Origin of the sequence: Salaquimonas pukyongi (assembly GCF_001953055.1) — a bacterium.
GTDB lineage: Bacteria > Pseudomonadota > Alphaproteobacteria > Rhizobiales > Rhizobiaceae > Salaquimonas > Salaquimonas pukyongi.
The window spans coordinates 479984-505773 of the sequence record NZ_CP019044.1 but is presented as its reverse complement, the minus strand read 5'-3'; the positions used below and the strand labels follow the sequence as shown (position 1 = coordinate 505773).

Annotated in this window: 27 protein-coding genes and 1 pseudogene; 9 read left to right on the top strand and 19 right to left on the bottom strand. The window is 56.3% G+C overall.

The window, feature by feature from the left end:
• Window positions 1-57: 57 nt before the first annotated feature.
• Window positions 58-759 carry a hypothetical protein gene (locus tag BVL55_RS02505; protein WP_075995583.1) on the top strand — a complete coding sequence of 234 codons (702 nt, stop codon included), beginning with the start codon at window positions 58-60 and terminating at the stop codon, window positions 757-759.
• Here BVL55_RS02505 and BVL55_RS02500 read toward each other — a convergent pair.
• The 4 genes from BVL55_RS02500 to BVL55_RS16695 all read right to left on the bottom strand — a co-directional run bounded on the left by BVL55_RS02500 (window position 719) and on the right by BVL55_RS16695 (window position 3720).
• Entirely contained in the window at window positions 719-1633 is a 915-nt protein-coding gene (locus BVL55_RS02500; RefSeq protein WP_075995582.1) for a bifunctional 5,10-methylenetetrahydrofolate dehydrogenase/5,10-methenyltetrahydrofolate cyclohydrolase, read from the bottom strand. The genes BVL55_RS02505 and BVL55_RS02500 overlap by 41 nt on opposite strands.
• 46 nt (window positions 1634-1679) lie before the next feature.
• Window positions 1680-2585, bottom strand: coding sequence for a bifunctional methylenetetrahydrofolate dehydrogenase/methenyltetrahydrofolate cyclohydrolase FolD (gene folD, locus BVL55_RS02495; RefSeq protein ID WP_075995581.1), 906 nt, complete (start codon window positions 2583-2585; stop codon window positions 1680-1682).
• A 317-nt stretch (window positions 2586-2902) separates the two neighbouring features.
• Entirely contained in the window at window positions 2903-3415 is a 513-nt protein-coding gene (locus BVL55_RS02490) for a 3'(2'),5'-bisphosphate nucleotidase CysQ family protein (RefSeq protein ID WP_244530613.1), read from the bottom strand.
• Window positions 3376-3720 carry an FIG domain-containing protein gene (locus BVL55_RS16695; RefSeq protein ID WP_162841432.1) on the bottom strand — a complete coding sequence of 115 codons (345 nt, stop codon included), beginning with the start codon at window positions 3718-3720 and terminating at the stop codon, window positions 3376-3378. The genes BVL55_RS02490 and BVL55_RS16695 overlap by 40 nt, the downstream gene beginning before the upstream one ends.
• 112 nt (window positions 3721-3832) lie before the next feature.
• Here BVL55_RS16695 and BVL55_RS02485 point away from each other — a divergent pair, with 112 nt between their 5' ends.
• The gene (locus tag BVL55_RS02485; RefSeq protein WP_075995580.1) at window positions 3833-4594 is read left to right on the top strand and encodes a sulfotransferase-like domain-containing protein; all 762 of its coding nucleotides are present in this window, start codon (window positions 3833-3835) and stop codon (window positions 4592-4594) included.
• A gap of 18 nt (window positions 4595-4612) precedes the next feature.
• Here BVL55_RS02485 and BVL55_RS02480 read toward each other — a convergent pair whose 3' ends face one another.
• The 5 genes and pseudogenes from BVL55_RS02480 to BVL55_RS02460 all read right to left on the bottom strand — a co-directional run bounded on the left by BVL55_RS02480 (window position 4613) and on the right by BVL55_RS02460 (window position 8127).
• Window positions 4613-5380: an HpcH/HpaI aldolase family protein gene (locus tag BVL55_RS02480; RefSeq protein ID WP_075995579.1), complete on the bottom strand. Its 768-nt coding sequence runs from the start codon at window positions 5378-5380 to the stop codon at window positions 4613-4615.
• A 24-nt stretch (window positions 5381-5404) separates the two neighbouring features.
• Window positions 5405-6223: a glycosyltransferase family 2 protein gene (locus BVL55_RS02475; protein WP_075995578.1), complete on the bottom strand. Its 819-nt coding sequence runs from the start codon at window positions 6221-6223 to the stop codon at window positions 5405-5407.
• A 101-nt stretch (window positions 6224-6324) separates the two neighbouring features.
• Complete coding sequence (gene arsC, locus BVL55_RS02470) at window positions 6325-6678, bottom strand: arsenate reductase (glutaredoxin) (protein ID WP_075995577.1); 354 nt, start codon at window positions 6676-6678, stop codon at window positions 6325-6327.
• A gap of 2 nt (window positions 6679-6680) precedes the next feature.
• Window positions 6681-7759: pseudogene (locus BVL55_RS02465) on the bottom strand (quinone-dependent dihydroorotate dehydrogenase).
• A complete protein-coding gene (locus BVL55_RS02460) occupies window positions 7756-8127 on the bottom strand; it encodes a DUF952 domain-containing protein (protein ID WP_075995576.1) in 372 nt (123 codons plus the stop codon). The pseudogene BVL55_RS02465 and the gene BVL55_RS02460 overlap by 4 nt, the downstream one beginning before the upstream one ends.
• Before the next feature lie 213 nt (window positions 8128-8340).
• Here BVL55_RS02460 and BVL55_RS02455 point away from each other — a divergent pair, with 213 nt between their 5' ends.
• A complete protein-coding gene (locus BVL55_RS02455) occupies window positions 8341-8835 on the top strand; it encodes a hypothetical protein (RefSeq protein WP_075995575.1) in 495 nt (164 codons plus the stop codon).
• On the opposite strand, the gene BVL55_RS02450 is transcribed toward BVL55_RS02455, so the two are convergent.
• The 3 genes from BVL55_RS02450 to BVL55_RS02440 are packed head-to-tail and all read right to left on the bottom strand — an operon-like array spanning window position 8823 to window position 11523.
• Window positions 8823-9212 (bottom strand): thioesterase family protein, encoded by a 390-nt coding sequence (locus BVL55_RS02450; protein WP_075995574.1) that lies wholly within the window; start codon window positions 9210-9212, stop codon window positions 8823-8825. The genes BVL55_RS02455 and BVL55_RS02450 overlap by 13 nt on opposite strands.
• A complete protein-coding gene (locus BVL55_RS02445) occupies window positions 9209-9667 on the bottom strand; it encodes a thioesterase family protein (RefSeq protein ID WP_075995573.1) in 459 nt (152 codons plus the stop codon). The genes BVL55_RS02450 and BVL55_RS02445 overlap by 4 nt, the downstream gene beginning before the upstream one ends.
• Window positions 9664-11523 carry a hypothetical protein gene (locus BVL55_RS02440; RefSeq protein ID WP_075995572.1) on the bottom strand — a complete coding sequence of 620 codons (1860 nt, stop codon included), beginning with the start codon at window positions 11521-11523 and terminating at the stop codon, window positions 9664-9666. The genes BVL55_RS02445 and BVL55_RS02440 overlap by 4 nt, the downstream gene beginning before the upstream one ends.
• A 93-nt stretch (window positions 11524-11616) precedes the next feature.
• On the opposite strand from BVL55_RS02440, the gene BVL55_RS17150 reads away from it, so the two are divergent.
• Both BVL55_RS17150 and BVL55_RS02430 read left to right on the top strand, forming a co-directional pair.
• Window positions 11617-11739, top strand: coding sequence for a hypothetical protein (locus BVL55_RS17150; protein WP_280161712.1), 123 nt, complete (start codon window positions 11617-11619; stop codon window positions 11737-11739).
• Window positions 11740-11874: 135 nt separating this feature from the next.
• Window positions 11875-12522, top strand: coding sequence for a response regulator transcription factor (locus tag BVL55_RS02430; RefSeq protein WP_075995570.1), 648 nt, complete (start codon window positions 11875-11877; stop codon window positions 12520-12522).
• Between the two features lie 87 nt (window positions 12523-12609).
• On the opposite strand, the gene BVL55_RS02425 is transcribed toward BVL55_RS02430, so the two are convergent.
• The gene (locus BVL55_RS02425) at window positions 12610-16092 is read right to left on the bottom strand and encodes a PAS domain-containing hybrid sensor histidine kinase/response regulator (RefSeq protein ID WP_342097863.1); all 3483 of its coding nucleotides are present in this window, start codon (window positions 16090-16092) and stop codon (window positions 12610-12612) included.
• A gap of 325 nt (window positions 16093-16417) precedes the next feature.
• On the opposite strand from BVL55_RS02425, the gene mscL reads away from it, so the two are divergent.
• Both mscL and BVL55_RS02415 read left to right on the top strand, forming a co-directional pair.
• The gene (mscL, locus tag BVL55_RS02420) at window positions 16418-16840 is read left to right on the top strand and encodes a large conductance mechanosensitive channel protein MscL (RefSeq protein ID WP_075995569.1); all 423 of its coding nucleotides are present in this window, start codon (window positions 16418-16420) and stop codon (window positions 16838-16840) included.
• A 168-nt stretch (window positions 16841-17008) separates the two neighbouring features.
• Entirely contained in the window at window positions 17009-18199 is a 1191-nt protein-coding gene (locus BVL55_RS02415) for a serine hydrolase domain-containing protein (RefSeq protein WP_075997832.1), read from the top strand.
• 3 nt (window positions 18200-18202) lie between these two features.
• On the opposite strand, the gene BVL55_RS02410 is transcribed toward BVL55_RS02415, so the two are convergent.
• The gene (locus BVL55_RS02410) at window positions 18203-18430 is read right to left on the bottom strand and encodes a hypothetical protein (RefSeq protein ID WP_075995568.1); all 228 of its coding nucleotides are present in this window, start codon (window positions 18428-18430) and stop codon (window positions 18203-18205) included.
• A gap of 640 nt (window positions 18431-19070) precedes the next feature.
• On the opposite strand from BVL55_RS02410, the gene BVL55_RS02405 reads away from it, so the two are divergent.
• On the top strand, window positions 19071-20135 hold the full coding sequence (locus tag BVL55_RS02405; RefSeq protein WP_244530568.1) for a tyrosine-type recombinase/integrase: 1065 nt from the start codon (window positions 19071-19073) through the stop codon (window positions 20133-20135).
• 521 nt (window positions 20136-20656) lie between these two features.
• On the opposite strand, the gene BVL55_RS02395 is transcribed toward BVL55_RS02405, so the two are convergent.
• The 4 genes from BVL55_RS02395 to BVL55_RS16345 all read right to left on the bottom strand — a co-directional run bounded on the left by BVL55_RS02395 (window position 20657) and on the right by BVL55_RS16345 (window position 24206).
• Window positions 20657-20989, bottom strand: coding sequence for a PadR family transcriptional regulator (locus BVL55_RS02395; protein ID WP_075995565.1), 333 nt, complete (start codon window positions 20987-20989; stop codon window positions 20657-20659).
• A 284-nt stretch (window positions 20990-21273) separates the two neighbouring features.
• Window positions 21274-22497: a type IV secretory system conjugative DNA transfer family protein gene (locus BVL55_RS02390; RefSeq protein ID WP_075995564.1), complete on the bottom strand. Its 1224-nt coding sequence runs from the start codon at window positions 22495-22497 to the stop codon at window positions 21274-21276.
• 60 nt (window positions 22498-22557) lie between these two features.
• Entirely contained in the window at window positions 22558-22983 is a 426-nt protein-coding gene (locus BVL55_RS02385) for a hypothetical protein (RefSeq protein WP_075995563.1), read from the bottom strand.
• 47 nt (window positions 22984-23030) lie between these two features.
• Complete coding sequence (locus BVL55_RS16345; protein WP_156892385.1) at window positions 23031-24206, bottom strand: hypothetical protein; 1176 nt, start codon at window positions 24204-24206, stop codon at window positions 23031-23033.
• A 175-nt stretch (window positions 24207-24381) separates the two neighbouring features.
• Here BVL55_RS16345 and BVL55_RS02375 point away from each other — a divergent pair, with 175 nt between their 5' ends.
• A complete protein-coding gene (locus BVL55_RS02375) occupies window positions 24382-25179 on the top strand; it encodes a TIGR02391 family protein (RefSeq protein WP_075995561.1) in 798 nt (265 codons plus the stop codon).
• Between the two features lie 287 nt (window positions 25180-25466).
• Here BVL55_RS02375 and BVL55_RS16690 read toward each other — a convergent pair whose 3' ends face one another.
• Window positions 25467-25661: a hypothetical protein gene (locus BVL55_RS16690; RefSeq protein ID WP_075995560.1), complete on the bottom strand. Its 195-nt coding sequence runs from the start codon at window positions 25659-25661 to the stop codon at window positions 25467-25469.
• Window positions 25662-25790 lie beyond the last annotated feature (129 nt).

Sequence of the window (25790 nt, the reverse complement as noted above, 5' to 3'; positions counted from 1 at the left end):
CACGCTCTAGACACACGAAGCCTTGCGTTAAGGTGACAATATACGCATATACAACTTATGCGTTTATTCCGCTTCAACCGCATCCGGGCTGCTTGCAGCCTTGGCGTGTGCCTTGCCCTGCAGGCCTGCCTTGCCGGCATTGACCCGGTATTTACCGAAACCGCCAGGGTTGAAATCGGCTCCGGCCTGACGGACCCGGTTGTGGCGTTCCGGGAAGTTTGCCTGACAGGAAGAACCACGCCGCAATCGATTGCTGCACTGGCCCTTGATCAGGGGTGGCAGCCGGCGAATGAGACAGACCTTGAAGCGGTCGGGCTAACAAAGCTGAGGAAGCGCGTTCTCGAAATTCCCGGCGGCGGCGCAAAGGTGAGCGAAGAGCAGCATTTGCTGGCACTGCGATCGGAATCCTACAGCGCTCCGCTGATCCTTTCTGCAGAACGGCGCATTGGCGATGCCCGCACCCGGTCAACACGCTGCGCCGTGTATGCGGAAGGACCTTTCCTCAGCCAATGCGAGGCGATGGGACGGCTGGCCGGCAAGGCTCCTGATTCCAATCAGCGCTATGAGGCAACCGGAGCGCACTTCATCCGCTGGCAGGGGGTTGTTGAAAACCGGCCTGCGGCACTCGGCTGCGAGACAACGCCGCAAAGCCCCACCCTCGCCTATTCCGGCACCGTCCTGTCCTTGACACTGGATTACACCCGGCACAAGGAAACCGTCAGAGCCAGCCTGCCTCGCGCTGCCGCTTCAGCGCGGTAAGCGCATTGCGCATGAGAATGGCCACCGTTACAGGTCCCACTCCGCCTGGCACCGGCGTGATCCAGCTGGCGACTTCCAGCAGCCCGTTTGTGTCGGCATCGCCAACGATGTGCATGTTGCCGTCTGCATCGGTGATCTGGTTGATGCCGATGTCGATGACGGCGGCACCCGGCTTTACCATGTCCGGCTTGAGGAAGCCGGGAATGCCAACGGCCACGATAACCGCATCCGCGCGCCTGGAGTGTGCTGCCACCGAGCGTGTCATGTGGTGGCAGACGGTGACCGTTGCCCCTTCCGACATCAGCATGAAGGCTGCCGGCTTGCCGACGATTTCCGAATGGCCGATCATGACCACTTCGAGGCCTTTCATCGCAAGACCGGTCTCGCGGATGAGCTCAACGGAAGCGGCCGCCGTGCACGGCGCCAGCGCCAGATCGTTATAGACGATGTTGCCGATGGATGCGGGGTTCATGCCTTCCACATCCTTGAGCGGATGAATGGCCGATTGCAGCGAGCGGACATTGATATGGTCGGGTACCGGGCGTTGCAGGATGATGCCGAGGATCGAGGCATCGTCGTTCATCGCGGCAATCCGTGCCTTGCATTCTTCCTGACTAAGGTCACCCGGCCAGAACTGATCCTGGAACGGAATGCCCGCCTTTTCGGCAACGCGTTTCTGGTTGCGAATGTAGACGGCAACTGCATCGATGTCCCCGATGGCAATCGATACCAGCCGGCCAACCTTGCTACCTGTCTTGAGCTCGTCCAACTCGCTGCGTACCGATGTAACGATGCGTTGCTGCAGCGCCCGGCCATCCAGATAACGTGGATCGGTTCGGCCAGCTTGCGGCCGTTCAGCCTGGATGACGTTCATCAGATTATCCCGTAAGCGCAATTCCGGTTTGGTCGAAACGGCCCAATCAGTATTTGGGCGGCTCAACGCCTGCAGCGCGGCAGGCCGAGGCAAGCGTGTTTGCCATCAGCATGGCAATGGTCATCGGACCGACACCGCCGGGTACAGGCGTGATGGAACCGGCGAATTCGGCAGCACCGGCATAATCCACGTCGCCGACCAGCCGGGTTTTGCCCTCGCCTTTTTCGGGCGCATCGATGCGATTGATGCCGACATCGATGACGCAGGCGCCGGGCTTTACCCAATCGCCCTTGATCATCTCCGGCCGCCCGACAGCTGCAATCAGAATGTCGGCAGTGCGGCAAAGGCCGGGCAAATCCTTTGTGCGGGAGTGGGAAACGGTCACCGTTGCGTTGGCGGCAAGCAGCAGGTTCGCCATCGGCTTGCCGACGATGTTGGAGCGGCCGACAACCACGGCGTTGAGGCCGGAAAAATCGTCCGTTTCCAGTGCACGGCGGATCAGCACCATGGAACCTGCCGGCGTGCAGGGAATGAAGGCATCGGCCGTCTCGCCGGTTCCCAGCTTGCCGACATTGAGGAAATGAAACCCGTCCACGTCCTTTTCCGGCGCAATGGTCTGAATAACCTTGCCCTCGTCGATATGGCCCGGCAGCGGCAACTGAACGAGGATGCCATGGATGCGGCTATCAGCGTTCAGCTCTTCGACCTTGGCCAGCAGATCCGCTTCGCTGGTATCGTCGGGCAAGGTATAGGTTTCGGAATGAAAACCGCACTCCTCGGCCTTGCGGCCTTTTGAACGGACATAAACCTGGCTAGCCGGGTCCTCCCCAACGATCACCACCGCGATGCCTGGCACAGTAGCTTTGCCGGACACCAAATCGGCTGTCGCCGCCTTGACCGTCTCGATAACATCGGCTGCTGTCTGTTTTCCGTCGATAACCCTGGCTGTCATGCTATTTCACTTTCGTTGAACCGTGCTTCTTATTAGGCGACCTGTGTCTGCTCCAACATCGAAAAGCAGCCAATTTCTTTCCGGATTCCGTCATCGCGATCCTGAAAGGCAAGGCCCTAAAACCCTGCATTGAACCAATTCATTTAACAGCTTGTTCAGACTTGTCCTGTAGGTAGGAACCTGCCGGAATTTCTATGGGGTCTTTGTTCCGGCATGAAAGGTGCGAGGGGCATCTTTCGTCCGGATATCTTATAGCCCGGGTGGAAGTTAGGGGCTTATGCTTCTCGCACCTTATCCCATCTCCTCCTGACATGTTTTCAAGCCAATTCCTCCGGCATGGTGAATTCCACCCCGCTTGCACCGGCAATGAACCAGCCATTGCGGCAGCTCTCCTTTCCATAGGCCATGGGCGATCCGTCCATGGCTGAAACAAACCCGCCTGCAGCCCGCAGAACGGCGTCGCCCGCCGCTGTGTCCCACTCCATCGTCGGGCCAAAACGGGGGTACAGGTCGGCCTCGCCCTTCGCCAGCAGGCAGAACTTCAAGGACGACCCGGCATTCTTGCATTCAGATACGCAATTGGCGGCAATGAAGCTCTCGGTTTCCCTGGTCAAATGAGAGCGGCTTGCCACCACGCGCAATGCAGCATTGTTGGGAACGGCTACGGAAATCGGCCGTCTGTCTTCTGCGCCAATGTCCGATTCCCAGGCGCCCTCGCCCGCGGCACCGGCATAACAAACGCCCAGCGCCGGCGCGCAAACGATGCCGGCGGCCGGCTGGCCATCCTCTATCAGGGCAATGTTGATGGTAAACTCACCGCGCTTGCCGATGAACTCCCTGGTCCCGTCAATGGGATCAACCAGAAAGAATGTGCCCCCGAAAGGCTTTGAGCGTGAGAGGCCGCGCGTTCTTCGGTCACCACCGGCACCTTGTCGAACTGTTGCGACAACAACCGCACGATGAGGTCATCAACTTCCAGGTCGGCACGCGTCAGGGGGCTGTTGTCATCCTTGATCATTACTTCGGTTGCTTCACCAACCATTTCGTAGTGACGCATGGCGATGGCAGATGCTTCAACCATCCAGGCAGGTGCTGTTTCAAGAAGTTTGCGGGCTGTTGAGGAAAGCGGTTTCATTCGGGGAACGCTTTTGTATGGTGATGGCAGACAGGAACCGGTTGGAAGGAACCGGGAAAATGCAGCTCCCTCTCTATATCGATTGGGACAGGCAGGAAACCGGAAGCGCGGCATGACAGAAAAATATTTCGGGAGAAGTGGCCAAGGCCGCATCATCGCCATGTGGTCGGGACCGCGCAACCTTTCCACTGCCATGATGCGCAGCTTTTCGGCGCGCGGGGACTGTGACGCCGTGGACGAACCTTTCTATGCCGCCTACCTTCAGGCCACAGGGCTGGAACACCCCATGCGCGAAGCGGTAATCGCCTCCCAGCCGACCGATCCTGCCGAAGTCGTCTTACAATGTCTGACGGCGCCACAGGATCAAAATCGCATCTTCTACCAAAAGCACATGACCCATCACATGATCGACGGGTTCGATACCGGCTGGCTGGCACAGGTAACCAACGTGTTCCTGATCCGGGCACCGGAGCGTGTTCTTGCAAGCTACGCTGCCAAGACCGAGCAGGTAACCGCCGCCGACATCGGATTTCTTCGTCAGCGCGAATTGTTCGACGAGGTTCACGCCGCCACCGGAAGCGTGCCGGCCGTTATCGATGCCACCGATATCCGGCGTTCGCCTTCTGCAATGCTTGAAAAGCTGTGTGATGCCATCGGCATAGCGTTCGATCCGGCCATGCTTTGCTGGCCCGAGGGGCCGCACAAGGCCGATGGTGTGTGGGCAGCGCACTGGTATGATTCAGTCTGGCGATCGACAGGATTTGCACCGCCGGAAGCCGGCGCACCTGCCGATTTGCCGGATGATCTTGCTGCCATTGCCTGGGAAGTGCGGCCGCATTATGAGCACCTTCGCCGCCATGCCCTGCAGGCGTAGAGACACGAAATTCACGGCTCAGTTTCGGGCAAAACCCTTGATCAGCGCTGCTGCGCCCTGGCGCAACAGTGAGATGTCTGATGCCACAGCGATCATGTCATAGCCCATGCCGGCATATGCCCTGGCAAGTTCAGCATCAAAAGACAGGGTGGCTGCCATCTTGCCTGCGGCATGAATGCGTTCTGCCGCCTCTGCAATCTTCGACTGCACCTTCGGATGGTGGTAATTGCCGAGATGCCCCATGGAAGCGGCAAGATCCGTCGGGCCGACGAAGACACCATCGACGCCCTTGACCGAAGCGATTTCCTCGATCTGATCAACAGCGGTAATCGTCTCTGCCTGAACAATGACACAGATCTGCTTGTTGGCATTGACGAGATAGTCCGGCACCAACCCGTAATGCCCCGCCCTTGTGCCGCCGGCAGCGCCGCGAACCCCCTCCGGTGGATAGCGTGTCGCTGCCACTGCGGCTTCGGCTTCCTGGCGTGATTGAACATAGGGAATGATGAAGGATTGAACCCCGATGTCGAGCAGTTGCTTGATGGTGACGAAATCGTTCCACGGCGGGCGCACGATGACAGGCATGGAATTGCCCTGAACGGCATGTAGCTGATGCAGGACACCATCCAGCGTGTTGGGGCTGTGCTCCATGTCAATGGTCATCCAGTCAAAAGGGGTGGCCGAAAGAACCTCCGCTGCAACCGGGCTGCAAAGCGTGGACCAAACGCCGAGCTGAAACTCCTTTTTCCGGATTGCTTTCTTCAATTCGTTGACGGGATGCTTCATCCGGATTTCCAGTTCAGTTGGCGGTTATGAGGGTTCGGATATTCCGAACGCGGTTTCGATGCGTCGGGTTCTCAGCGTCTCTTCTATCATTGCCATATTCTCGCGGCGCACCTCGGCACTTTTGTAGCTGCGTGGATGATCGAGATGAAGACAGACCGTCGAATAGCGGATCACATATGGCGAGACTCCGGCATGTTGAAGCCGGTATCCAAACTCCCGGTCGCCGCCCCCGTACCGGATGCGTTCATCAAAACCGCGCACGCGCAAGGCATCGGACTTGAAACAGGAAGCATTGTTTCCGTTGAAGGTTCTTGCTGCCGGGGTAAGCCGGTTGAGCAGGCCTGAAAAACCGGATTGCGGCGCTGCTATCTTCAGCCATTTCGGGGTAAAGCTGTAGCCGTGGCGCTTCAGCCAGCCAAGACTGAAGGCCCGCCCGGATACAATATCGTCGCGGCCGATGGCCTTGCTCGTTTCCATTGGCAACTTGCAGTACCCGCCCGACAGGAAACGGCTTGGCCGGGCGAACTCACGGTGGGTACGGACAAGACCGGGATGAGGAATGCAATCGCCATCGGTGAAGATGAGGTATTCACCCTCTGCTGTCTCGATTGCCCGGTTGACGATCTGCCATTTTCTAAAGCCGTCATCCTCGTGCCAGACATGGCGGATCGGAAACCCTGAAGCCGATTTGAAGGCAGCAATCAGTTGGCGTGTTTCTTCCGATGAACCATCATCGGCAATGACAACTTCAAAACCGCCGTCGACCTGGCACTGATAGCCCCAAAGCACCTTCTCCAGCCATTGAGGCGAATTGTAGGTCGAGATGATGACGGAGAATTTCATGGCGTCCTGCTGCGGGCATCCGTTTGCCAATGCTATTCAGACTTTGAGGAAATCGGCAAGGCTGGAACGGACATGGCAGGCGGAAAACAACAAGGTCAAGACTACAGGATTTTCAGCACATCTTCCGGCGGGCGGCCAAGGGCAGCCTTGCCCTTGTGCAGCACGACGGGCCGCTCGATCAGGACAGGGTTTTCCGCCATTGCCGCAATCAGGGCCTTTGAATTTTCCACGCCCGAAAGGCCGAGCTCCTTGTAGACGCTTTCACCCTTGCGCATCAGATCGCGTGGTTCGATGCCGAGCAATCCGATTGTCCTTTCGATCTCCCCCTGGGTTGGCGGCGTCTTCAGATATTCGACGATTTCCGGCTCAATGCCCTTTTCGCGCAGCAGTGCCAGCGTCTGGCGCGATTTGCTGCAGCGGGGATTGTGCCAGATGACAGTTTCTTCATTGACCACGATCAGTCCTCCAGTGGTTTTGCCGCCCACTCAGCGGTTTTTCTACCGGTGATTTCGCCAAGGCCGGCAATGCCTTCGCGGGTCATCCGCGCTGCCAGATCCCGGCAGATATTGCGTGCGATTTGCGGCCCCTCATACACCATGCAGGAATAAAGCTGTATCAGGGATGCCCCGGCTTCAAGCTTTGCCCAGGCGGTTTTTCCATCGCAAACCCCACCAATTCCGATCAGCGGAAACGCGGGATCCAACATCTCGCGGAACCGGGCCAGCACAATGGTGGAACGGGTAAAAAGCGGTGCGCCGGACAGCCCGCCTGTTTCTGCTGCGTGGTGATGATGTTCAACGCCATGACGGGAAAGCGTCGTGTTGGAAACCATTAGCCCGTCAAGCGGCGAACGGCTGACAATGCCGGCAATCTCCTTGATTGCCTTATCGTCGAGATCGGGTGCAAGCTTGAGAAAAACCGGCGGCTGCCGGGACATGCCGGCGCGGGCCTCAAATACACTGTCCAGCAGCCGCGGCAGCGCTTCGCCAGCCTGCAGATTTCTCAATCCCGGTGTGTTGGGCGAGGAGATATTGACGGTAAAGTAACTGGCAAGATGGGCGAAGGCCCGAACCCCCTCAACGTAGTCTGCAACGAAATCCGGACTGTCCTTGTTGGCGCCGATGTTGACGCCCACAATGCCGGACTTTCTGCGGCTCTCAAGCCGCTGCAACACTGCTGAATGGCCTTCATTGTTGAAACCCAGCCGGTTGATGACGCCGCGTTCGGTTGCCAGACGGAACAGCCTGGGTTTCGGATTGCCGGCCTGCGGGCGCGGTGTAACGGTTCCCACTTCCATAAAGCCGAAGCCCAGCTGCAGAACCGCATCCGGCACCTCTGCATTCTTGTCGTATCCCGCAGCAAGGCCAACCGGATTGGGAAAATCCAGTCCGGCCAGTTTGACCGCAAGGCGCGGGTCATCGATTGGCGGGGGGATGGTATCAGTCCTGTCTTCAGCGCCTTGATCGACAGGTCGTGCGCGGTTTCCGGATCAAGGCAAAACAGCGCCCGCTTGCCCAGATTTTGCAACATGCTCATGCCATCCGGCTTTCGTCATCTGCAAACCAGTCAGGAAAGCGAAACGTGCCATCGGCTTCAAGCTGGATTTCCTCCCAGATTACGGCATTGTCCACCGGCAGCCTGGCATAAAGATGCGGAAACAGGGCTCCGCCGCGTGACGCTTCCATTTTATAGTGCCGAGCCATCGGCCCGGTTGCGACCTTCACCAGCATGAGCCCATCCTGGCCTGCAAAGTGCTTTTGTGCAGTCTCGCGCACCTGGGCAATGGTGGAGAAGTGAATATAGCCGTCTTCAAGATCTACCGGCGCCCCATCGAAGGTTCCCTTCTCTAGCGCCTCATCCCATTGTTCGAAGGTTGCAATTTTGTAGACAAATTCCGGAAGCATGGCAGTCTGATAGCGTGGCAAAGTGTGTCATGTGGTAGAATGTGTGAAGTGGCACAGTCCGTTGGCTGGCACAATGCCAGGATGAAGGGACGTGCAAGAAAAACGCCTCAATACGGCCCGTATCCCCCTGTAGCCTTGTGATAGCGGCGGATGCGGCCGACGGTTCGATCCATGGAAGAGCCGGCTGGATTTTGAGGCGGGAAAGGAGTTTCCATGACCAGATTCAAAAGATACATCAATCCGCAGTTTGCATCAGCGGCTGTCCTGCTGTTCGGATTTTCAGCCGCCATGCTGCTTCAGCCTGCAAAGGCCACCGAAAACAGCGACGACACTGAACCGGATTCGGACCGCTATGAACTTTCCCGTGACGGCGATGATTTCATCCGCCTCGACAAACGTTCCGGCCAGATGTCGATCTGCCGAAAGCAATCCGGCCAGCTGATCTGCCGCATGGCTGCCGACGACCGCGAAGCGATTGAGGAAGAGTTCGATTCCCTTCTGGAGCGATTGGATCGTCTGGAGGCAAAGCTGGACGGGCAGGATGACAGTGACGGCGAACGTCACAGTTACCGGTGGGATGACGAGGATATGGACGCCATCGAGCAGGAGCTTGACGAGGCCCTCGACTTCTCCGCCCGCTTCCTCAAGCGGTTCCATGGAAAGATGAAAGACTGGCGGCACGAATTCCGCGATCTCTACAAGGACTGATCTGCCATATAGTTCGTGAAGCTTTCCGGCAGCGGAACAGCACGTCTTGTCTCAAGATTCATGACGAGGCAGCACGCCTCACCCCGCGCGACAGGCCGGCCGTCTTCAAGACTGCGCAATGTATGCGCCAGCCTGAACGTTCTGCCCTGGTGACCGGCAACCCTTGAAATCATGCCGAGCACTTCTCCCGGTTCAACCCCTGCCACTGGCTGGACCTTCATTTCCACCGAAACCCGCCCATGATTGTTGGTGTTGAGCCATGCGGTGGTCACGCCAGCATGCTCCCATATGTGCGAGGCGCCGTCGGAAAAGCAGGCAACAATCCGGTCGGTCCGCAGCCTGCCGGCAGCATCGAGATCATCGGTTGCAACGATCATCTGATTGGTCGTGATGGCCCTGCCTGCCTTGAGGCTCTGCTCAAGAAAAGCATCATCGTCTGCCTGGGCGTCACCTGATGCGAGTCCGCGGGGGATGCTGCCTCCAGCGTGTCGAAGTCTGATGCTGTTGCTGCGACCTGCAGGCCATCAAAACAATCAAGGGAGGTGGCGCAGATTCTGCCGGTGGAAATATCCTTGAGCACCTGTACGAGATATCCCTTGAAAGGCCCATCGCCGGGAACCGCCGCCAAGGTGAGGGTACTTTCTGCTTCCAGCAATTCACGATGATAGCGAACGTGCCGGTGCCGCAGGATAGCTGCACTGCCATTATCTGAATGGGATGCCACAAACACCGCTGCCCCCTCTTCGAACCGGCGCAGATAGAACCGAACATTCATATGCCCGTTCTCGTCACACTCCCAGGTGTTAACGAAGGACCGGTGTATCTCGATCATGTCGTATCAAGTCCTGAAACTGAAGTCTCATCCAATGTCTCCTCGTCATCTGCTGCCGGTTGGGTACGATCCTGAAAAGCAACGATCAAAAGCGCAGCAACCAGAATTAGTCCGGCTGCTGCAGCGCCGGGAAGTCCGCCAAGAAAGCCGGGCAAGCCTTCCGGCATTCCAGGCAGCGGCAACCGCACCTCATCGCCATTGGCAGGAACGAAATCGATGCCGCTTGTTGCCAGCACGAAATACAAGACGCAGATCGTAAAGCCGGTGCTGATGGCGGAGGTCACGGACGGAAAGCCAAGTTGCGGAAGATAGAAGACTGCAATGAGGGCAGGCAGAGCTGTGCTGGCGATGATCGACATGCCAAGCAGGAATGAAACATCCGGATCGATCCAGTGCCCGTGAACAGCCAAGGCCGCGAGCACAACCAGAGCTGCGATGACAAGCCGGCTCCAGAAAGCCCGGTGGCTGCCGGTGGCCTTAAGTTGCGGCATATAGAATGCGCCGGTGAAATTGCTTGCCATGGCAAGCGCCGTGCTGGCGGAAAAAGTGATCAACGCAAGGATTGCGGCCGCCGTCAGGAACCCGGACAGTGCCAGGGGATAGCCGTTGAAATCCGCAGCTGCTGCAAAGAAAAGCCGCGCGTTTACGGAAAGGTCCGAGGTGCTGAGGATGTGGTCGCTCTCTTCGGGACAGGCTGTCATAAGACCTTGAGCATCATTGAGTACCGTACCGCACACCGTGACCAGATCGGCGATGCGCCCGGGCCACGAAAACAGAACAGGCGCTTCGATCCTGGCCTCGCTGACCGAAAGGCCAAGCAGGGATTCATAGAACCCGTAGGCTGAATATACCAACACGGCGACAATGGAGGCAGCAGCAAAGCCGGCAAGCAGGATGGCTTTCGTGCCCGCATTTTCAGCCCTGTCCGGTGTTGGGCTGGCTGCATAAAACTGCAGCATTGGCGGATAGGCGGCGATGGCGAGCAGAATGAGAATGCCGATGGCGAGATGGACACCGGGCGCATGGAAGAAGAGTGGCGAAACACCAATCATGATATCCGATAGCCGGCTGAACTGAAGACTTTTCAACTGGTCTTCAAGATCCCACATCGGCTCAAGTGCCGCCGCCCCGAAAGAAAGCTGGCCAATCGGTATTCCCTCGCCGTCAATCGCCATGAAGAAAAGCAGAAGGTTGAGGGCCAGAAGCAGCGCCATCATGGCCACGCCTCCAAGCCTGGCTGTCGACAGCACGCCCCCCAGACCGGCCGTCAGGATTACCATGCCCGCTGCCAGAAAAATCGCCATGCCGCGCGACAGGCCGAAATACCAGGCGGCAAGATAGCTGACTGCTTCCAGCGCAGATATGATGAGCAACAGCCCTGCGATGATCAGCAATAGCGCAAGAGACTGCGCGGGAAGGCGGGACTGATACTGCCGGAACATCAATTCGCAGGGGTCGGAAAATCCGGTGGCCCTGAAACGGGCGCCCGTCAGCAGAATGCCAAGCGCAATGCCCGAAACGGTTGCCGCGCCCAGCGTGATGAGAAAGCCGGGGGCAAGCGCGGCAAATGCACCAGCTTGCATGAAGATCAGCGGAAACAGCAGACAGCCGGCGATTGCTGCAGCGCTAAGCGGCGGGCGAATGGCGTGTTCGGCAAAAAAGAATTTTGTTGCCCTGGTGGTGCCGCCTGAAAGGGTTGCAGCTGCCCACAAGACCACCGTGAACACTGCCGTGATCGCAATGACATAATTACGGGGCACACCGACCTTCTCCATCGTGTAGCCCGTCAGGAGAAGCAGGGCGCAGGCGATGAGGAAAGCCAGAGCCGGCCAGGAATTGCGATTTTTGCTGTTCATCTTCGCGTTCGCTCAATGTGCCTAACCGCCTGCCGGACGACAAGAAACAAGGCGACCGGCAGCAGGATGAGGCTGAAAAACCAGACAACCGGCATGGCCAGCAGCGAATCGGAATTGCGTCCCTGCAAGGCAGAGCCCAACGCCAGGATGAAGAGCAACGCACAAGCTGCCACGGCCATCCACCAGGCTGGCCGGGCACTGCGTTTCAACCGGTAAAACGAAAACCAACGCATGAAGCTGCATTACCGCAAAACCCTGCGCCGGGCTACAGCAAGTTGCCGGTTCACCAGCCACTTGCCTTTCGCGGACGTTCTGGCATGATTGCCGAAAGCCATTGCTGGGAGGACAGGCTTGCAAGCGGAAACTACAATTCTTGTAGCCGATGACCATCCGCTTTTCAGAGAAGCGCTGGAAAACGCGGTGGACAGTCTGGACCGGGGCATCGAGGTGCGTACGTCCGGTTCCTTTGAAGAAGCCGTAGCGTTGCTGGATGAGGCCGAGTCTCCGGACCTTCTTTTGCTTGACCTCAACATGCCCGGCTCGCAAGGCGTGACCGGCCTTACCCAAATCAGGGCGCGGTTCCCGGCGGTTCCGGTCATTGTCATATCAGCAACGGAAGATGTCGCCACGATCCGCAAATCAATTGCGCTTGGCGCCTCCGGCTATGTTCCCAAATCCTCGGGCCTTGAAGACATCCGCAAGGCGATCATCGAGGTTCTTGACGGCAAGGTGTATGTTCCCGGCGACATTGATCTCGATGCGGTGGATGACGACGAGACAGCCGAGCTGATTGAACGTCTTCAGAGCCTGACGCCCCAGCAGACAAAGGTTCTGGGCATGTTGGCCGAAGGGCTTTTGAACAAACAGATCGCCTACGAACTCGGCGTGTCGGAAGCGACAGTCAAGGCACATGTTTCGGCGATACTGCTGAAGCTGAAAGTGGACAGCCGCACACAGGCCGTTATCGCCTATTCCCGCTTGGGCGGCAGTGCAGCGTAGCAGCCGAGTACGCTTTCTATCGGAAACTGCGGGAAATCAACCAGGCGTTTGCGCTGGACGGTGACGTTTCAGCGCAATCCCCCGCAGCTACTCGGCTGCCATTGCCATTCTGTTGATTTGTGAAAGCAGTGCGCGCAGGGCTGCGGGTTTTACCGGCTTGTTGAGAATGGGCACACCGGCGCTTTCGGCCTGTTTCTTGATCTCGCTGCTGCGGTCTGCAGTTACCAGCACGGCAGGCAGTTCGCTGCCCGCCTTTGCGCGCAGCTTGGCTATGGTCGCAAGGCCATCCTCGCGATCGAGATGATAGTCGACCAGCGCAACATGCGGCATCCACCGGCCGTTGCTCAGGTGACGCAGCGCGCCCCTGCTGGCTGCGGCGGCCTTGACCGTGCAGCCCCAATGTTCGAGCAGGCCGCGCATGCCCTCCACAATTGCCGGATCGTTGTCGATGCAAAGCACCTGCAGGCCATCGAGCGTAGCGCCTTGAGGCGGGCCCTCAGAGGGCTTTCTGAGTCTTTTGTACTCCGCCAAGGTGCGCGGTGCACGAATGGAAAAAATGGTCCCCTTGCCGGGAACGGAGCGAACCGAAACGTCGTGCCCCAACGCCTTCGAAATCCGGTCGACGATGGAGAGGCCAAGCCCCAGCCCCGGCGCCAACCGCGCGCCTTCATCGAGCCTTTCGAACTCCTTGAAGATGGTATCCTCATCTCCCTCCGAAATGCCGATGCCGGTATCGGCAACCATCAGCACCACGTCCGTTCCCATGCGCCGGCACCCAACGAGCACCTTGCCCTCATTGGTATACTTGATGGCATTGGAGACCAGATTCTGCAGAAGCCGCCGCATATAGGCAGGATCCGATTTGATCCAAAGGGACGTCGGGACGAGCCTTAAATCAAGTTTCTTTTCCTGGGCCAGCGGCCGGAACTCGATCTCGATCTGGTCGAGCAGGCGCTGCAGCGGAAAGCCGCTTATGGACAGTTTGTGGCTGGTGGTGTCGAGCCGCGAGATCGCCAATACCGAACCAAGGATTTCCTCAACCGACTCAAGCGACCTGGAGATGTTGTTGCCGAGTTTTACCGTGTCCGGCTTGCGGCTTTTTTCAAGCAGGGTGGAGGTATAAAGACGGGCCGCATTGAGCGGCTGCAGCAGGTCGTGGCCCGCCGCGGACAGGAATCGCGTCTTGCTCTGGTTTGCCAGATCGGCTTCGCGGGTCGCCTCTTCAAGCTGTGAGTTGGCGCGAACCAAATCCCGTGTACGCTCTTCCACGCGCTTTTCCAGGCTTTCATTGGCTTCTTTCAAAGCCTCCGCAAACATCATCCGCTCCGTGACGTCGTTCCAGGCAATCACAATACCGCCATCCGGCATCGTGCTGGTGCGGATTTCCAGAATGCGCTCCAGCCTTGGAAGCGCCAGCCCCCAGGTTCTGCGCGGCACAAGCACGCGCTCCTCCAGCTTGTCAAAGCTAGTATCTTCCGGCCCGGCCCGATGTTTGGCGGCAATTTCGCCAACAATTACAGAAAGCGGCGTTCCGGCCTGACCGATGCTCTCGGGAAGATTCAATAGCCTGCGGAACTGCTTGTTCCAGAAGGAAAGCCGGTTATCGGCATCGAACACGGTAATGCCCTGGTCGAGCTGGTCAAAGGCTGTTCTCAGGAGCGACTGGTTGTACTGGATGGCGGCCGTTGCCTCATCCAGCAATTGCAGATTTGTCGTGGAGGTTTCCTCATAACGCTGCAGCAGGAGTGAATGCACCAGCCGGGAAGAGGACGATCCGATGGCACTGGCAAGCGTTTCCTCCGAATAGCGGATCAGATTGGCGCTGGCGGGTTCCTGCTGCTGGGCCTGATACCCCGCTTCCTGCCAGTAGCGCTCGAAGGCGCGCCGCGCCCGGTTGCGCCCCAGATACCGTGCCAGCGTTGTGTTGATTTGACCGACGGTGACAAGCCCCACACCGGGTGCAACATCCTGCCCCTGCCCGGTGCGGAATGCCACGAACACCGTTGCCTGATGATCTTCAAGCGAGGATGCCCGGCGGGTGAACGAGCCGAGCACGAAACCGATGGTGTTGAAGGAAAGGCTCCACAAGACGCCGTTTGCAAGGGGCGAAAGGTCCAGATCGATCAGCCGCTCGGTTGAGAACAGCTGAAGCCCGAAAATCACCCCTTCGGGCGCAATCGTCGGCAGCAAGAGCGTATAGGCCCAAACGACAAGCCCCAGCACCATGCCGGCAATCGCACCGCGTGCATTGGCGCCACGCCAGAACAGCCCACCGAAAAATGCCGGCGCCAGTTGCGCTGCGGCGGCAAAGGAGACGAGCCCGATGGAAGCCAGCGCCTGGGAATTGTCGGCCGCCTTGTAATAGGCATAGGCAAGCAGCAGGACCAGGGTGATGGCGGTGCGCCGGATCACCAGGATGCGCTGCTCCATATCCGTGGGATCTTCCCGGATATCGTAGCCGTCGCCCCGCAGATAGGCAGGCAGGACAAGGTGGTTGGAGATCATGATCGCCAGCGCCACGCAGGCTACGATGACCATCGCCGTCCCCGCCGACAGGCCACCCAGAAAGGCAAGTGCTGCCACGATGACGTTGCCCGTGGTTTCGGGAAGCGCCAGAACGAAATGATCGCCGTTTACCTGGTCACCGAATGTCAGGATCCCTGCCGCGGCAATCGGCAGGACGAACAGGTTGATCAACACAAGATAGAGCGGAAACAGCCAGCGCGCCCGGTTGAGTTCCCGTTCAGAATAGTTCTCCACCACCGCGACGTGAAACTGCCTGGGCAGGAGCATGAACGCCAATGTGCTGAGCACCGTCAGGACGATCAGGTTCGTGCTTTCTATCCCGGAAGCGACAACCGCCTGGATGTGTTCGTTGGCGGCCGCCTTGGCATAAAGATCGCCAAGCCCGCCGAACATGAACCAGGTAATGAAGATGCCGACAATGAGAAAGGCGGCGAGCTTGATTGCCGATTCCAGCGCGATGGCCAGCATCAGCCCGTCCTGGTGTTCAGTGGCATCAGCATGCCTTGTGCCGAAAAGGATGGTGAAAACCGCAAGTACAACGACGATAAACAGGGAGAAGTCGCCAAGCACCGGCAATGCGGCCGCCTGTGCAACACCGCCTGGCGAAATCAGCAGCGACAGGGAGGTGGAAACAGCCTTCAGCTGAAGCGCGATATAGGGGACGGTTCCCACGACACAGATGATGGTGGCAACCGCTGCAACCCGCACGCTCTTGCCGTAGCGGGCACCAAGAAAGTCTGCGACGGACGTAATGCGCTGCTGTTTTGAAAGGCTGATGACTTTCTTTAACACCGGAAAGCCCACGGTCATGACCAGAATGGGGCCGATGTAGATGGTGAGAAAACTAAGCCCGCTGCTGGCAGCCAGCCCCACCGAACCGAAAAATGTCCAGGTGGTGCAATAGATCGCCAGCGACAGCGGATAGATGGTGGCGTGGGACCGCAGCCGGCTTCCTTCCCGATGGGCATCGCCAAAGCGGGCGACAGCAAACAGCAGCAGCAGGTAGCAGAAGGCGAGCGCGGCCAGCAGACCCGGATGCATCATGTCAGGTCACCCGTCTGCTCCACAAGCGCGCTGCTGCGTGCAAGTCCCATTTCGGCGTTCTCCCGTGCCTGCTGCCTTTCATTCTCCCAAGGGGGTAAACAGCGGACTGTCGCATCCGCATGGCACCTGGCACCTGCAATCTATCGTTTTGCGGCGGGAAGTGGCAAGCCGCTGGCAAAACAGGCGAAGGCAGTTTTTTTGCTTAACGCATCGTAAAGTTTCCTTTATAGGCCAAACACCGGCTGGCGGCGGAGCATTCCGGTATTCCAGGGCATTGCATGACCGCCTGCCGGGTTGCCCGGGACCGGAACCACAGGGGAAGCAAATGATTGAGGAATTCAAAAAGTTCATCCTGAAAGGCAATGTCATGGACCTTGCCGTCGGGGTTATCATCGGTGCCGCATTCGGCGCCATTACCGCGTCGCTGGTCGAGGATGTCCTTATGCCGATTATCGGCGCCATATTCGGGGGCCTGGATTTTTCCAACTACTTTGCGCCGCTGTCCAACGGCGTGACGGCTACGACGCTCGAAGCCGCCAAGGAGCAGGGCGCGGTCCTTGCCTATGGCAATTTCATCACCGCAGTGATCAATTTCATCATCATCGGATTCATCGTCTTCCTGATGGTCAAAGCTGTCAATCGCCTGATGGAAAAGGAAGCCGAAGCTCCCTCCGCGCCGCCGGCCCCGACCAAGGATCAGGTTCTGCTGGAGGAAATCCGCGATGCGCTGGTAAAGAAGAAGCGCTGAACTTCATCCAGATGGTTTTCCGCTGTGTTCGCTCAGGGCATGGCGGAAAACCTCAGTGCTGCGGGCAAGACCAGCAGTTTGCAAACCCCGCCCCTTGTGGCGGGGTTCGTTTTTGAGGTGCAAAGGCCGGGCTTGCCGCATGACGGACATTATGACAGGGCATTTGTCATGTCCGCGTTCGAGAACAGATATGGCATTGCCCGCCCGTCGATCACCCTTGCCAACTGGCGCGAGAGGCCGGCCAGCTGCTGGTCGTTTACCCATGTCAGTGAACTGGTTCCGTCGGCGGTCATTCATGCCGGCGGTGGCCGCCGGGATGGAAAAGACAATCATGCACCACCGCCGTTGCCCTTGCCGGATGTTCTGGTGGAGGTTGCGGGAAAGCCGGCGAGCCTTGAGGATTTTCTTGCCCATTCCATGAGCGACCGGTTCGTGCTTTGGCGGGACGGGCATCTGAAAATTGACTGGACCGCGGCGCATTCGGATGCCGCGCTGCCGCATCTGCTGTTTTCGATTTCAAAATCCCTGACCGGCCTGCTGGCAGGCATTCTCCAGGATGAGGGTATCCTCGATCCGGCCAAGCCGGTTTCGCACTACCTGCCACAGACCGCTGGCGGGGGTTATGGCGATTGTCCCTTGCGGCATTTGCTGGACATGCGCACCAGCATTGAGTTTCTGGAAGAATATCTGGACCGGGACGGGGACTATGCCCGTTACCGCCGCGCCATGCTGTGGAACCCGCCCGAACCCGATCTGGAACCGGAGCCGCTTTCCAGCCTGCTTTTCCGGCTGAAGAAAGGGGAAGGGGCCCATGGCGGCCCGTTCTGCTATCTTTCACCCAATTCCGATCTGCTGGCCCTGCTGGTCGAGCATGCAGCGGGAGCGCCCTATGCCGAACTGATGTCGCAACTGGTTTGGCAAAAAGCCGGAGCCCGAAGCGATGCCTTCATCACCGTCGATGCCAAGGGCGCACCGCGCGGTGCCGGCGGTATTTCGGCAACCGCACATGATCTGCTGCGTGTGGGGCGGCTGTTCCTTGAAGAGGGCAGCATCGGCGGCCGCCAGATCGTCTCACCGGCCTGGATCGCCGATACAACAGAAAATGGCGATCAAGCGGCCTGGGATACTGGCAATTTTGCCGACTTCCTGCCGGGCGCCCGCTACCGCAATCAATGGTATTGCCTGGCGCGGCCTTCACAAGTTGTACTGGCGATCGGCATTCACGGGCAGTTTCTTTATATCGACCGCCGCACGAAGACCATCATGGTCAAGTTTGCGTCCCACGCCCTGCCCCAGAACGACCAGTGCGACATCAGCAATCTGGAATTCCTCAAGGCCGTCGCGGCGCTGGACTGGTAGGGGTTACTCCCTGGTCGCGACAGCCTGCGGTTGGCGTTGGCGGTGTTCGAGCTCATCGGCGTCAATGGATGTTGGCTTTGCAGCACTTCCGCGCATGTGGCTTGGCTTGATAACGGCGAGCAGGACCGCTGCGATGGTTGCGTAGAAGCTGGCCACGATGAGTGCCTTGATCCAGTCGTTAAGAGAGCGGAACATGCTCAGCAAGTCGGCGAAAAAACTGTATTCTTCCAAGGTCCAAACTCCCTTGCCTGGAGAAAGCGGTCACCAGAAACACTCTGGTGACCGGGGAGTTAGTAAGCCGCCCGCAGACGACCGCCACGGCCTTTAAGCCGAAGCTCTGGACATACGCCGCAGCCTCCCCGGCCATAAAGGTCGAGGAGGTGCCATTGCGGTCAGCACCGACCGCTGCGGGTGAGGTTACTAAGCCCCGGGATCGGCAAATCACCAATCCTGGCAACACCTTAATACGATGCCCGGTTTATCGAAAGGGAAATGATTTGCCCATTGTCCAGCGCTTCCGATTGCGACGGAAAACACGCAGGTACCCTGCTAAGACAAATACCACGACGCAATTTGTCAAATAGAACTTCTAAAATTATATGATAATATCAAAGGGTTAGTGGTGCTGCTGGAGAGAATTGAACTAGATTTTCCTTGCGTCTCATAGCTGCTCAATTTATTGTTTTATATACAGATAGTTAGTTGTCACCCTGCTCATAGCTGAACATAGCGAGTCCACCCTTTGCATACCAATAGGTGGACTAAAGGGGGGGCTGAAAAAGGTGGACTAGTGATATATAACACCCTCAATCCCATGAAAGCCAAGAGTCTAGCGGCTGGTAAATACGCTGATGGACAAGGACTATGGCTCGTGAAGCGCAACCAGCACGCTGGCAAGTGGGTCTTGCGCCTCTCAGTATCTGGCAAACGGCGCGAGATGGGGCTTGGTGCCTTTCCCGAAGTTCCAATCGCCGAAGCCAGAGCCAAGGCGCTCGATGCGAGGGCGGCGCTTCGCGCTGGCTCTGATCCGGTGGCGGCGCGTCAGAAGGAACGGCTCCGTACCCAGCGGCTGACGCTCAAGGAGGCGGTTGATGGATGCTTCAAAGCCCGACAGGCAGAACTCAAAGGCGATGGAACGGCGGGGCGGTGGTTGTCTCCCCTGTCTGTGCACATCTTGCCGAAAATCGGAACCGTACCAGTTGAGGATGTCGATCAGCATGTTCTCAAACGCACCCTGGAACCGATCTGGCATGACAAAGCTGATACCGCACGCAAAGCCCTGACCCGGATCAATCTGACCCTCAAACACGCTGCTGCGCTGGGTCTTGAAGTTGACCTCCAAGCCACCATGAAAGCACGGGCACTCCTTGGCAAGCAGCGGCACGAGACCAAACATGTCCCATCCTTGCCCTACCAAGAAGCACCCAAGTTCTATCAGTGGCTGTGTACCCAACCGCACCAGTCATGTTTCGTATTGCGCTTTCTGCTTCTCACTGCTGCTCGCACCGGCGAAGTTCGTTTTGCCAGCCATGACGAGATCGTGGACGATGTACTAGCAATCCCGCCGGAGCGAACCAAGACCGCACGTGAGCATAAGATACCGCTAACCGATGAAGCGCTCAGAGTGATCAAGGAAGCCCACAAATGTGAGGGGTCAAATCTGTTGTTCCCCTCTGCCAAAGGAAAACCACTCTCAGACGCCACTATGAGCCGGTTTATGGAGCGGGAAGGCTATGAAGCCAGACCTCACGGGTTTCGTGCCACCTTTCGCTCTTGGGCAGAAGAATGCACGGATGCGCCGTTTGAGGTGAAAGAGGCATGCTTGGGGCATGCAGTGGATACGGGCGTGGTTGGAGCGTATCAGCGTGGGGAGCGTTTAGCGCAACGCTTTAACTTACTCCAGTTGTGGCAGGAGCACTTACTTCGTAGTGGGTAGGATTTTCTGAGAAAGTACCAATTTTTTTAAATATGGTACAATATCTCACGGCGCGACCTAAGCCAGCGCCCTACAGCTAAGTACCTTACTCACCTACCCTGTAGGTGAGTTTTTTTGAAAAAAAAGGCGAGCTGCTTCAGCTCGCCTTTTTCGAAACCTATTTATCGCGTGCTGCAATATCCAGTTTCACCGGCTTCATTCATCATCTTCATCAAGACTTGTTTTGTCTTCTATTACTTTTCCTCCTTTCTCCGTCCCTCTAAGGGATCCGGTGTAAATGCTGAGCCAGTCTCGGGCTTCTCCGCGCAGCGCGTTGTACAAGGACTTCGCCGCGAGAGCCATCAAAACGTAGTTGGCTCGGTTCCCGAATGTTGGCACTAGCCAGTCATCAAACTCTCTCTTGACTTCGCTGACTGTGTCTTTGCGCTTATGCCAACCGGCAGAAATCGCAAAGACTGCTAGCGCCAACTTCGAGGGCTTCAGCGCTTGGGGATTTACGGTCCTCAATGCCTCAGCTCCTTTCAGCTAAGTTGCGGCTCCCAAGAACCTGCAATCACAGCATCGGTGGTCGCCTTTCTATCCCGGATTGCCTGTAAGCCCGATTGCTCGATTCGATAGAGCCTTCGTTTACGACCACCTTGTACAGGCAGGGGATCGGTTTCCTCGGAGGTTAGTAGTTCCTTTTTCTCCAAGCGGTTAAGCGCAACGTAGACTTGCGAACTTGCAAAATTGTCACCAGTTTTTGTCCGCAGGTAACGTGAAATTTCGGCTCCAAATGCGTTAGAGCCAAGTGCTTGAATTGCGAGAAGTGTGAGGTATTCAAACTCTCCGAGGACCTTCCTTTTCTGGGTCAATTTCTGTCCCTTCTATGCTCCATTTCAACTTCAACAGAGACGTCTGGATCACAGAAATCGACTACTCATTGAAACGTTCAACCAGGTGCATGATTTTGGTGTGTCAGCCGTGAACGAGATAAGCCCGGCTTGGGGGAATTTTGCTGACTTGATCTTCATGGATTTGTCCTCTTGCTTGTTTGGTCTTCTGATGCGCATCCCAGTGGATAACACGCAAGCAAATCATTAACATATCATTTGCTAGGGATACAAGGAAAATATTTCTTGAGGTGAAGCTGCCGTTCTCAACAGCGTTCGAAATGTTGCTTACTATCGGTAAGGTGCGCAACTGAAACCCTTGGCATCAGCGGTGCAATAGTCTTCGCCGAAAACGGCTTGCTCTGCCGTCCTTCAATCATCAGCTTCACGAACATCCGGTAGTTCGGAAGGTTCACGAGATCACGGGGCGTGGGGATATCCGCTGCCAGTTGATTAGCCAGCAAACCGGCGTCCGTGGCACCGACCCGAAACACCATGAGGCTGCCAACATTACCGATAATCGCTTCCAGCACCTCCTTGGAAAGTTGGGTGGTATGCTGGTGGGCGAGCACCAGTGCCACGCGGTATTTACGCAGTTCTGAGAGCATGTCTGCCAGTATGTCACTGGTCAGCGTATGAAACTCATCAAGGTAGAGGAAGTATGGACGGCGGGCGGCTTCCTTGGTGTCCTGCCGTGTATAGGCGGCATGGGTGATACTGGAGACAATCACACCACCAACTACGTTGGCGATGTCATTACCCAGTCTTCCCTTCCCGAGGTTCACGATGAGCGTTGTGCCCTGATCCATGAGGTGCCGGAAGCGCAGCGGCTGCTCTGGCTCACACACTGCTTTCCTAACCAGCGGATGCGCCAGAAAGGCACCCAGCTTGTTGGCGATGGGGGCTACGCCATCCACCGCCGTTTTGAAGTTCATGGCAGTGTATTCCACCTGCCAGAAGTGGCGGACTTGCTCGTCCGTGACGGTCGCCAGCACCCGCGACCGGAAGGGCTTGTCGAGAAAGAGCGGGATCACGTCTCTGAGGGTGGCATGGGGGTACGACAGCAGCGCCAAGAGCGCATACCGTAACAGGTGTTCCATCCGCACCCCCCAGGCATCGCTCCATTGCTTTTTGAGAGTCTCGATAAGACCAGAGGCGACCAAGGGACGGTACGCTACTGCTACGTGTGTGAGGGGGTTGTATCCATAGGGTGAGCTAGGGTCAGCGACATCCCAGATGATGGCGGTGTCGGTGGTGTTTTGAGACACCGCTTCAGCCAGATCACCATGGGGATCGATGAGACACAGTCCTTGCCCCGCCGCCGTGTCTTGGCGGATCATGTTCTCAAGGAGCGTGGTCTTGCCGGTACCGGTCTGCCCGATGACGTATTGGTGGAAGAAGCGGTCAGATTGGTGAATGCCAAAGGACTGATGTGGCGGGCGGGCGTGGGTGATGCCGAGGGTAATTGGGTTGGATTGCTCAGAGTTCACCGATCCAATATGTACGAACCAATCACTCTGGGATAGACACCCTGAGTAGATGCGCTTAAGTCAAAGTGTCAGAGATTGGCGCAGTGCCTCGATCTTTGCTTTTGACGTCTTCGCGATACGAAGCCAGTCTTCTGCGACACCAATTTGAATCTGTCTGCGGGAGATTAGTTCATCCCATTGTTCGACACTCAGACGATCTGCTCGTGCCGACAGATGCATTTCCCTTTGCTCTTCAACTTGCGCCATAGCGATTGCCGATTCATCGCACCGACATTTCAATTCTTCTTCGATCTCCGCAACATCCAGTCCCGCCGGTTTGAGTTGCCGTTCAAGTATGATCTTTGCGGCAAGCAGTTCCTCATTGGCTTGCCGCAATAGCCCTTCGTATTTCACGGTCAGCTTGTTTAGTTCCCGTTTGCGGTCGCTCACAAAATGTCGGTTTTTCTGAGTCAATCCGAGGATGGACAGGATGGCGGAGAATGGCATGGTGGAAATAACACCTTGCTGTTTTGGTTATGTACCGGTGGAAACTGCTACGCATCCAATTTCGGCAGAGGCGACTCTAAGCCCTTATCGCCAATTTCGAGAAATAAGTTGAAATAGGTAGCGCTCAACACAGACTGCGGACATCCAAAGTCCCGTCGGGAGTGCTTCACATCCCACTTATTGGCTGTCGCTCGGTCGGCTTTTCTCTGCACAGCACCAATAAAATAGTTCTTACCTTGGTATCGAGGCACGCCCTCTTTTGCCAAATAGTCCACGGTGTCGCGTACAGCCATCCACGTAATGTTGAAGGTCTGCGCAATCGAGTAACGTTTTAAAATGTCCTCAAATGTGGAGTGTGTTTTCTCACCAAATTTATCGATCTCAAAATCACGCTGCCTGAGAAGGTAATCGAAATACTCCAAGCACTCATACTTTCCAATTATATGGTAAACCGTATCCGCTTCGCCGTACCAATCTTCCCGCCAGTCACCATGCCGAACGAGCTCTTCCGTATCATGAAGAAATTCACGCTTTTCATGTGCTGAACAGCCTGGCAAAAATAGCCATTGCACTCTTGTCGGATAGTATCCTTCAATATCATCCATTGCCTCGTTGAACGTGAAAGCTTCAACGTCGCTTTCTTCGCTGATCCATAGATATCCCTTTCCGTACAAGTGCCGGACTAAGTCGTTGGTGATCTCAAATGTTGGAGCAAATTTAGGTTGATTTTCTGAGTATGGAGATACGGTTACAAGGTTTTCGCAGAGAGAATGCCGCGCTAGTGATAACAAGCTTAGCGCATCCAAAAACGTCAGCGATCTTGACAGATCGCTCGTTTTCTTAGGTCCATAGAACCGCTGTATAACATCGCGCCTCTTTGCTTCTTCAGCGGCACGGATTTGCTGTCTTTGGCTGACGCAATTTTTACAACGACAATCACGGATATTCTGATGATTACAACTAGGGCAATAAGGACGTTCACGACTATAGCCAGAACGGCTACTGCGCTTTGAGATCATAGACTGCCCATCACAATACGGACAGTGCAAGTCATCATGAACTTTTGGGGGAAACAACCCCACAAGCGCGCTTGGTCTCACATCAATATCAAACTGCTCAAGCAAGGAAGCTATTCTCTCGCCTGCGTAGTATCGGTCCAGTAGTTCGTCGATTTTACCCTGTGAAAGGTGTGACAACTTTTCATGCGTTGCGATTCTCGTCATTTAACAAAAGTATCAAATCCATTGCAGTGGGCAACCTTTGCGCGTGGCTACATTGTTGTATAAAGGCGAACCCATTCACTCTAGACATCCACAATTGGCAGTCCCGTCAGACTGTGAATTAGGTTTTGTTTCGCATCGCAGTTTGCTGTTGTGCGAAGTGACAGAGGAGTTCGCTATGTCAGATGATGGAGCGCAAATAAAGCGTGTTGAAGCAAACCTGTCGCTACCCGCAATGGAGGCGGCTATTCCAAAAATCGAGCGCCGAATTGCTGAATTGGAAGCGTTTGATGTGAATTCCATCGAAGATCGAATGGACCCTCGAATTTCAACACTGGAATCAAAACTGGACGCTCTAATGACATCAGTATTTGGCGTTCACACGGTTGAATACGCCAGATACGCTAGAGACGTCACCCATCTCGATAGGGCTAATATCAATGTCTATAAGAAACCGACCACTCCAGAAATACAAGAAGGTCTTACACGCGGAATTGCCGCTGCCAAAACCCAACTTCAGTCCATACGAGATGGGTTTATCGAAGAAATAGAAGACGCTGGCAGGGGTGTTTCTGCCAAGCCTTTGAAAGCCTACGAGGGACTTGAACTGCATCCGGTAATCGAGAAAGCCTGCGGCGCCTTGTTCAAGGACGGGCATTATTCAAATGCAATAGAAGATGCGGTGAAAGCACTAAATGGGCTCGTTCGGGTCCACAGCGGAATCGACAACAAAGACGGCACATCGTTGATGGAAACGGTATTCAATCCTAGCAAGCCGATTCTAAAATTTAATGATCTGGCTGATCAATCTGACGCACAGGAACAAAAGGGTTTCATGATGATGTTCTCTGGGGCGGTTGCAGGGTTGCGCAATCCGCGTGCGCACAAACTGATACAGGATGATCCAGAAAAGTCCCTAGAGTTCATTGCGTTCGTCAGCTTGCTTGCAAAACTAACCGAAAGTACGAAGAGGTAGTGAGTAATTCAGCACTATGCATGAAGCTCGATCATATGATGTAGGAAATCTGTTTCGTCGCTAGCCTCAGCTAACGCCTCAATCATTTCCTGCCTGCTTCGAGGACTGGGGTTGTGAGGGTCACATCAGCATGTCAGGTGTCCTAGACAGCAGAACCGCTCAGTTGAGCGATTTTGCTGCGCGGGCAGAGACCTGTTTTGCGTAATACCCCTGAAGGACCTCGAACTAGACAAAAGAGAAAGCCGGACATGTGGTCCGGCTTCTGAGATTAGTCTGCGCTACAGTCCTTACCATTTTGGAAAATCTTCAATCCTCCCACTCCTGAAGCCCTTGATGAGTCCAGGAATTATGGAGGCAAAAATTGCAGCAACAACGCAAAGAGCCGTCGGGGCTATTATAAGCGGGAAGAAGTTTTGATTACCCCATAAGGCAATAACAGATGCAACCCACAGCCCAAAGAACATTCCGTGAAAAAAACGCATTGAATCCTCCTCTGTAACCGCACATCACGTTGGTGATATTTCACGGTATGCAGAGGACGACACTCTGTCCCTATTGAATCATCTCAAGGCTTAGATGACAAACCTTCGGGCACAGACACTTCTCTTTCC

Bases quoted from the DNA above. Each gene is read 5' to 3' on its own strand.
- BVL55_RS02485 (WP_075995580.1), top strand. From the start codon at position 3,833: ATGACAGAAAAATATTTCGGGAGAAGTGGCCAAGGCCGCATCATCGCC.
- BVL55_RS02460 (WP_075995576.1), bottom strand. From the start codon at position 8,127: ATGCTTCCGGAATTTGTCTACAAAATTGCAACCTTCGAACAATGGGAT.
- BVL55_RS02415 (WP_075997832.1), top strand. From the start codon at position 17,009: ATGTCCGCGTTCGAGAACAGATATGGCATTGCCCGCCCGTCGATCACC.
- BVL55_RS02425 (WP_342097863.1), bottom strand. From the start codon at position 16,092: ATGATGCATCCGGGTCTGCTGGCCGCGCTCGCCTTCTGCTACCTGCTG.
- BVL55_RS02375 (WP_075995561.1), top strand. From the start codon at position 24,382: ATGTCAGATGATGGAGCGCAAATAAAGCGTGTTGAAGCAAACCTGTCG.
- BVL55_RS02445 (WP_075995573.1), bottom strand. From the start codon at position 9,667: ATGATCGAGATACACCGGTCCTTCGTTAACACCTGGGAGTGTGACGAG.
- folD (WP_075995581.1), bottom strand. From the start codon at position 2,585: ATGACAGCCAGGGTTATCGACGGAAAACAGACAGCAGCCGATGTTATC.
- BVL55_RS02475 (WP_075995578.1), bottom strand. From the start codon at position 6,223: ATGAAATTCTCCGTCATCATCTCGACCTACAATTCGCCTCAATGGCTG.
- BVL55_RS16690 (WP_075995560.1), bottom strand. From the start codon at position 25,661: ATGCGTTTTTTTCACGGAATGTTCTTTGGGCTGTGGGTTGCATCTGTT.
- BVL55_RS02385 (WP_075995563.1), bottom strand. From the start codon at position 22,983: ATGCCATTCTCCGCCATCCTGTCCATCCTCGGATTGACTCAGAAAAAC.
- BVL55_RS16695 (WP_162841432.1), bottom strand. From the start codon at position 3,720: ATGAAACCGCTTTCCTCAACAGCCCGCAAACTTCTTGAAACAGCACCT.
- BVL55_RS17150 (WP_280161712.1), top strand. From the start codon at position 11,617: ATGGCCAGCAGCGAATCGGAATTGCGTCCCTGCAAGGCAGAGCCCAAC.
- BVL55_RS02500 (WP_075995582.1), bottom strand. From the start codon at position 1,633: ATGAACGTCATCCAGGCTGAACGGCCGCAAGCTGGCCGAACCGATCCA.
- BVL55_RS02440 (WP_075995572.1), bottom strand. From the start codon at position 11,523: ATGAACAGCAAAAATCGCAATTCCTGGCCGGCTCTGGCTTTCCTCATC.
- BVL55_RS02450 (WP_075995574.1), bottom strand. From the start codon at position 9,212: ATGATCGTTGCAACCGATGATCTCGATGCTGCCGGCAGGCTGCGGACC.
- BVL55_RS02505 (WP_075995583.1), top strand. From the start codon at position 58: ATGCGTTTATTCCGCTTCAACCGCATCCGGGCTGCTTGCAGCCTTGGC.
- BVL55_RS16345 (WP_156892385.1), bottom strand. From the start codon at position 24,206: ATGACGAGAATCGCAACGCATGAAAAGTTGTCACACCTTTCACAGGGT.
- BVL55_RS02455 (WP_075995575.1), top strand. From the start codon at position 8,341: ATGACCAGATTCAAAAGATACATCAATCCGCAGTTTGCATCAGCGGCT.
- BVL55_RS02480 (WP_075995579.1), bottom strand. From the start codon at position 5,380: ATGAAGCATCCCGTCAACGAATTGAAGAAAGCAATCCGGAAAAAGGAG.
- mscL (WP_075995569.1), top strand. From the start codon at position 16,418: ATGATTGAGGAATTCAAAAAGTTCATCCTGAAAGGCAATGTCATGGAC.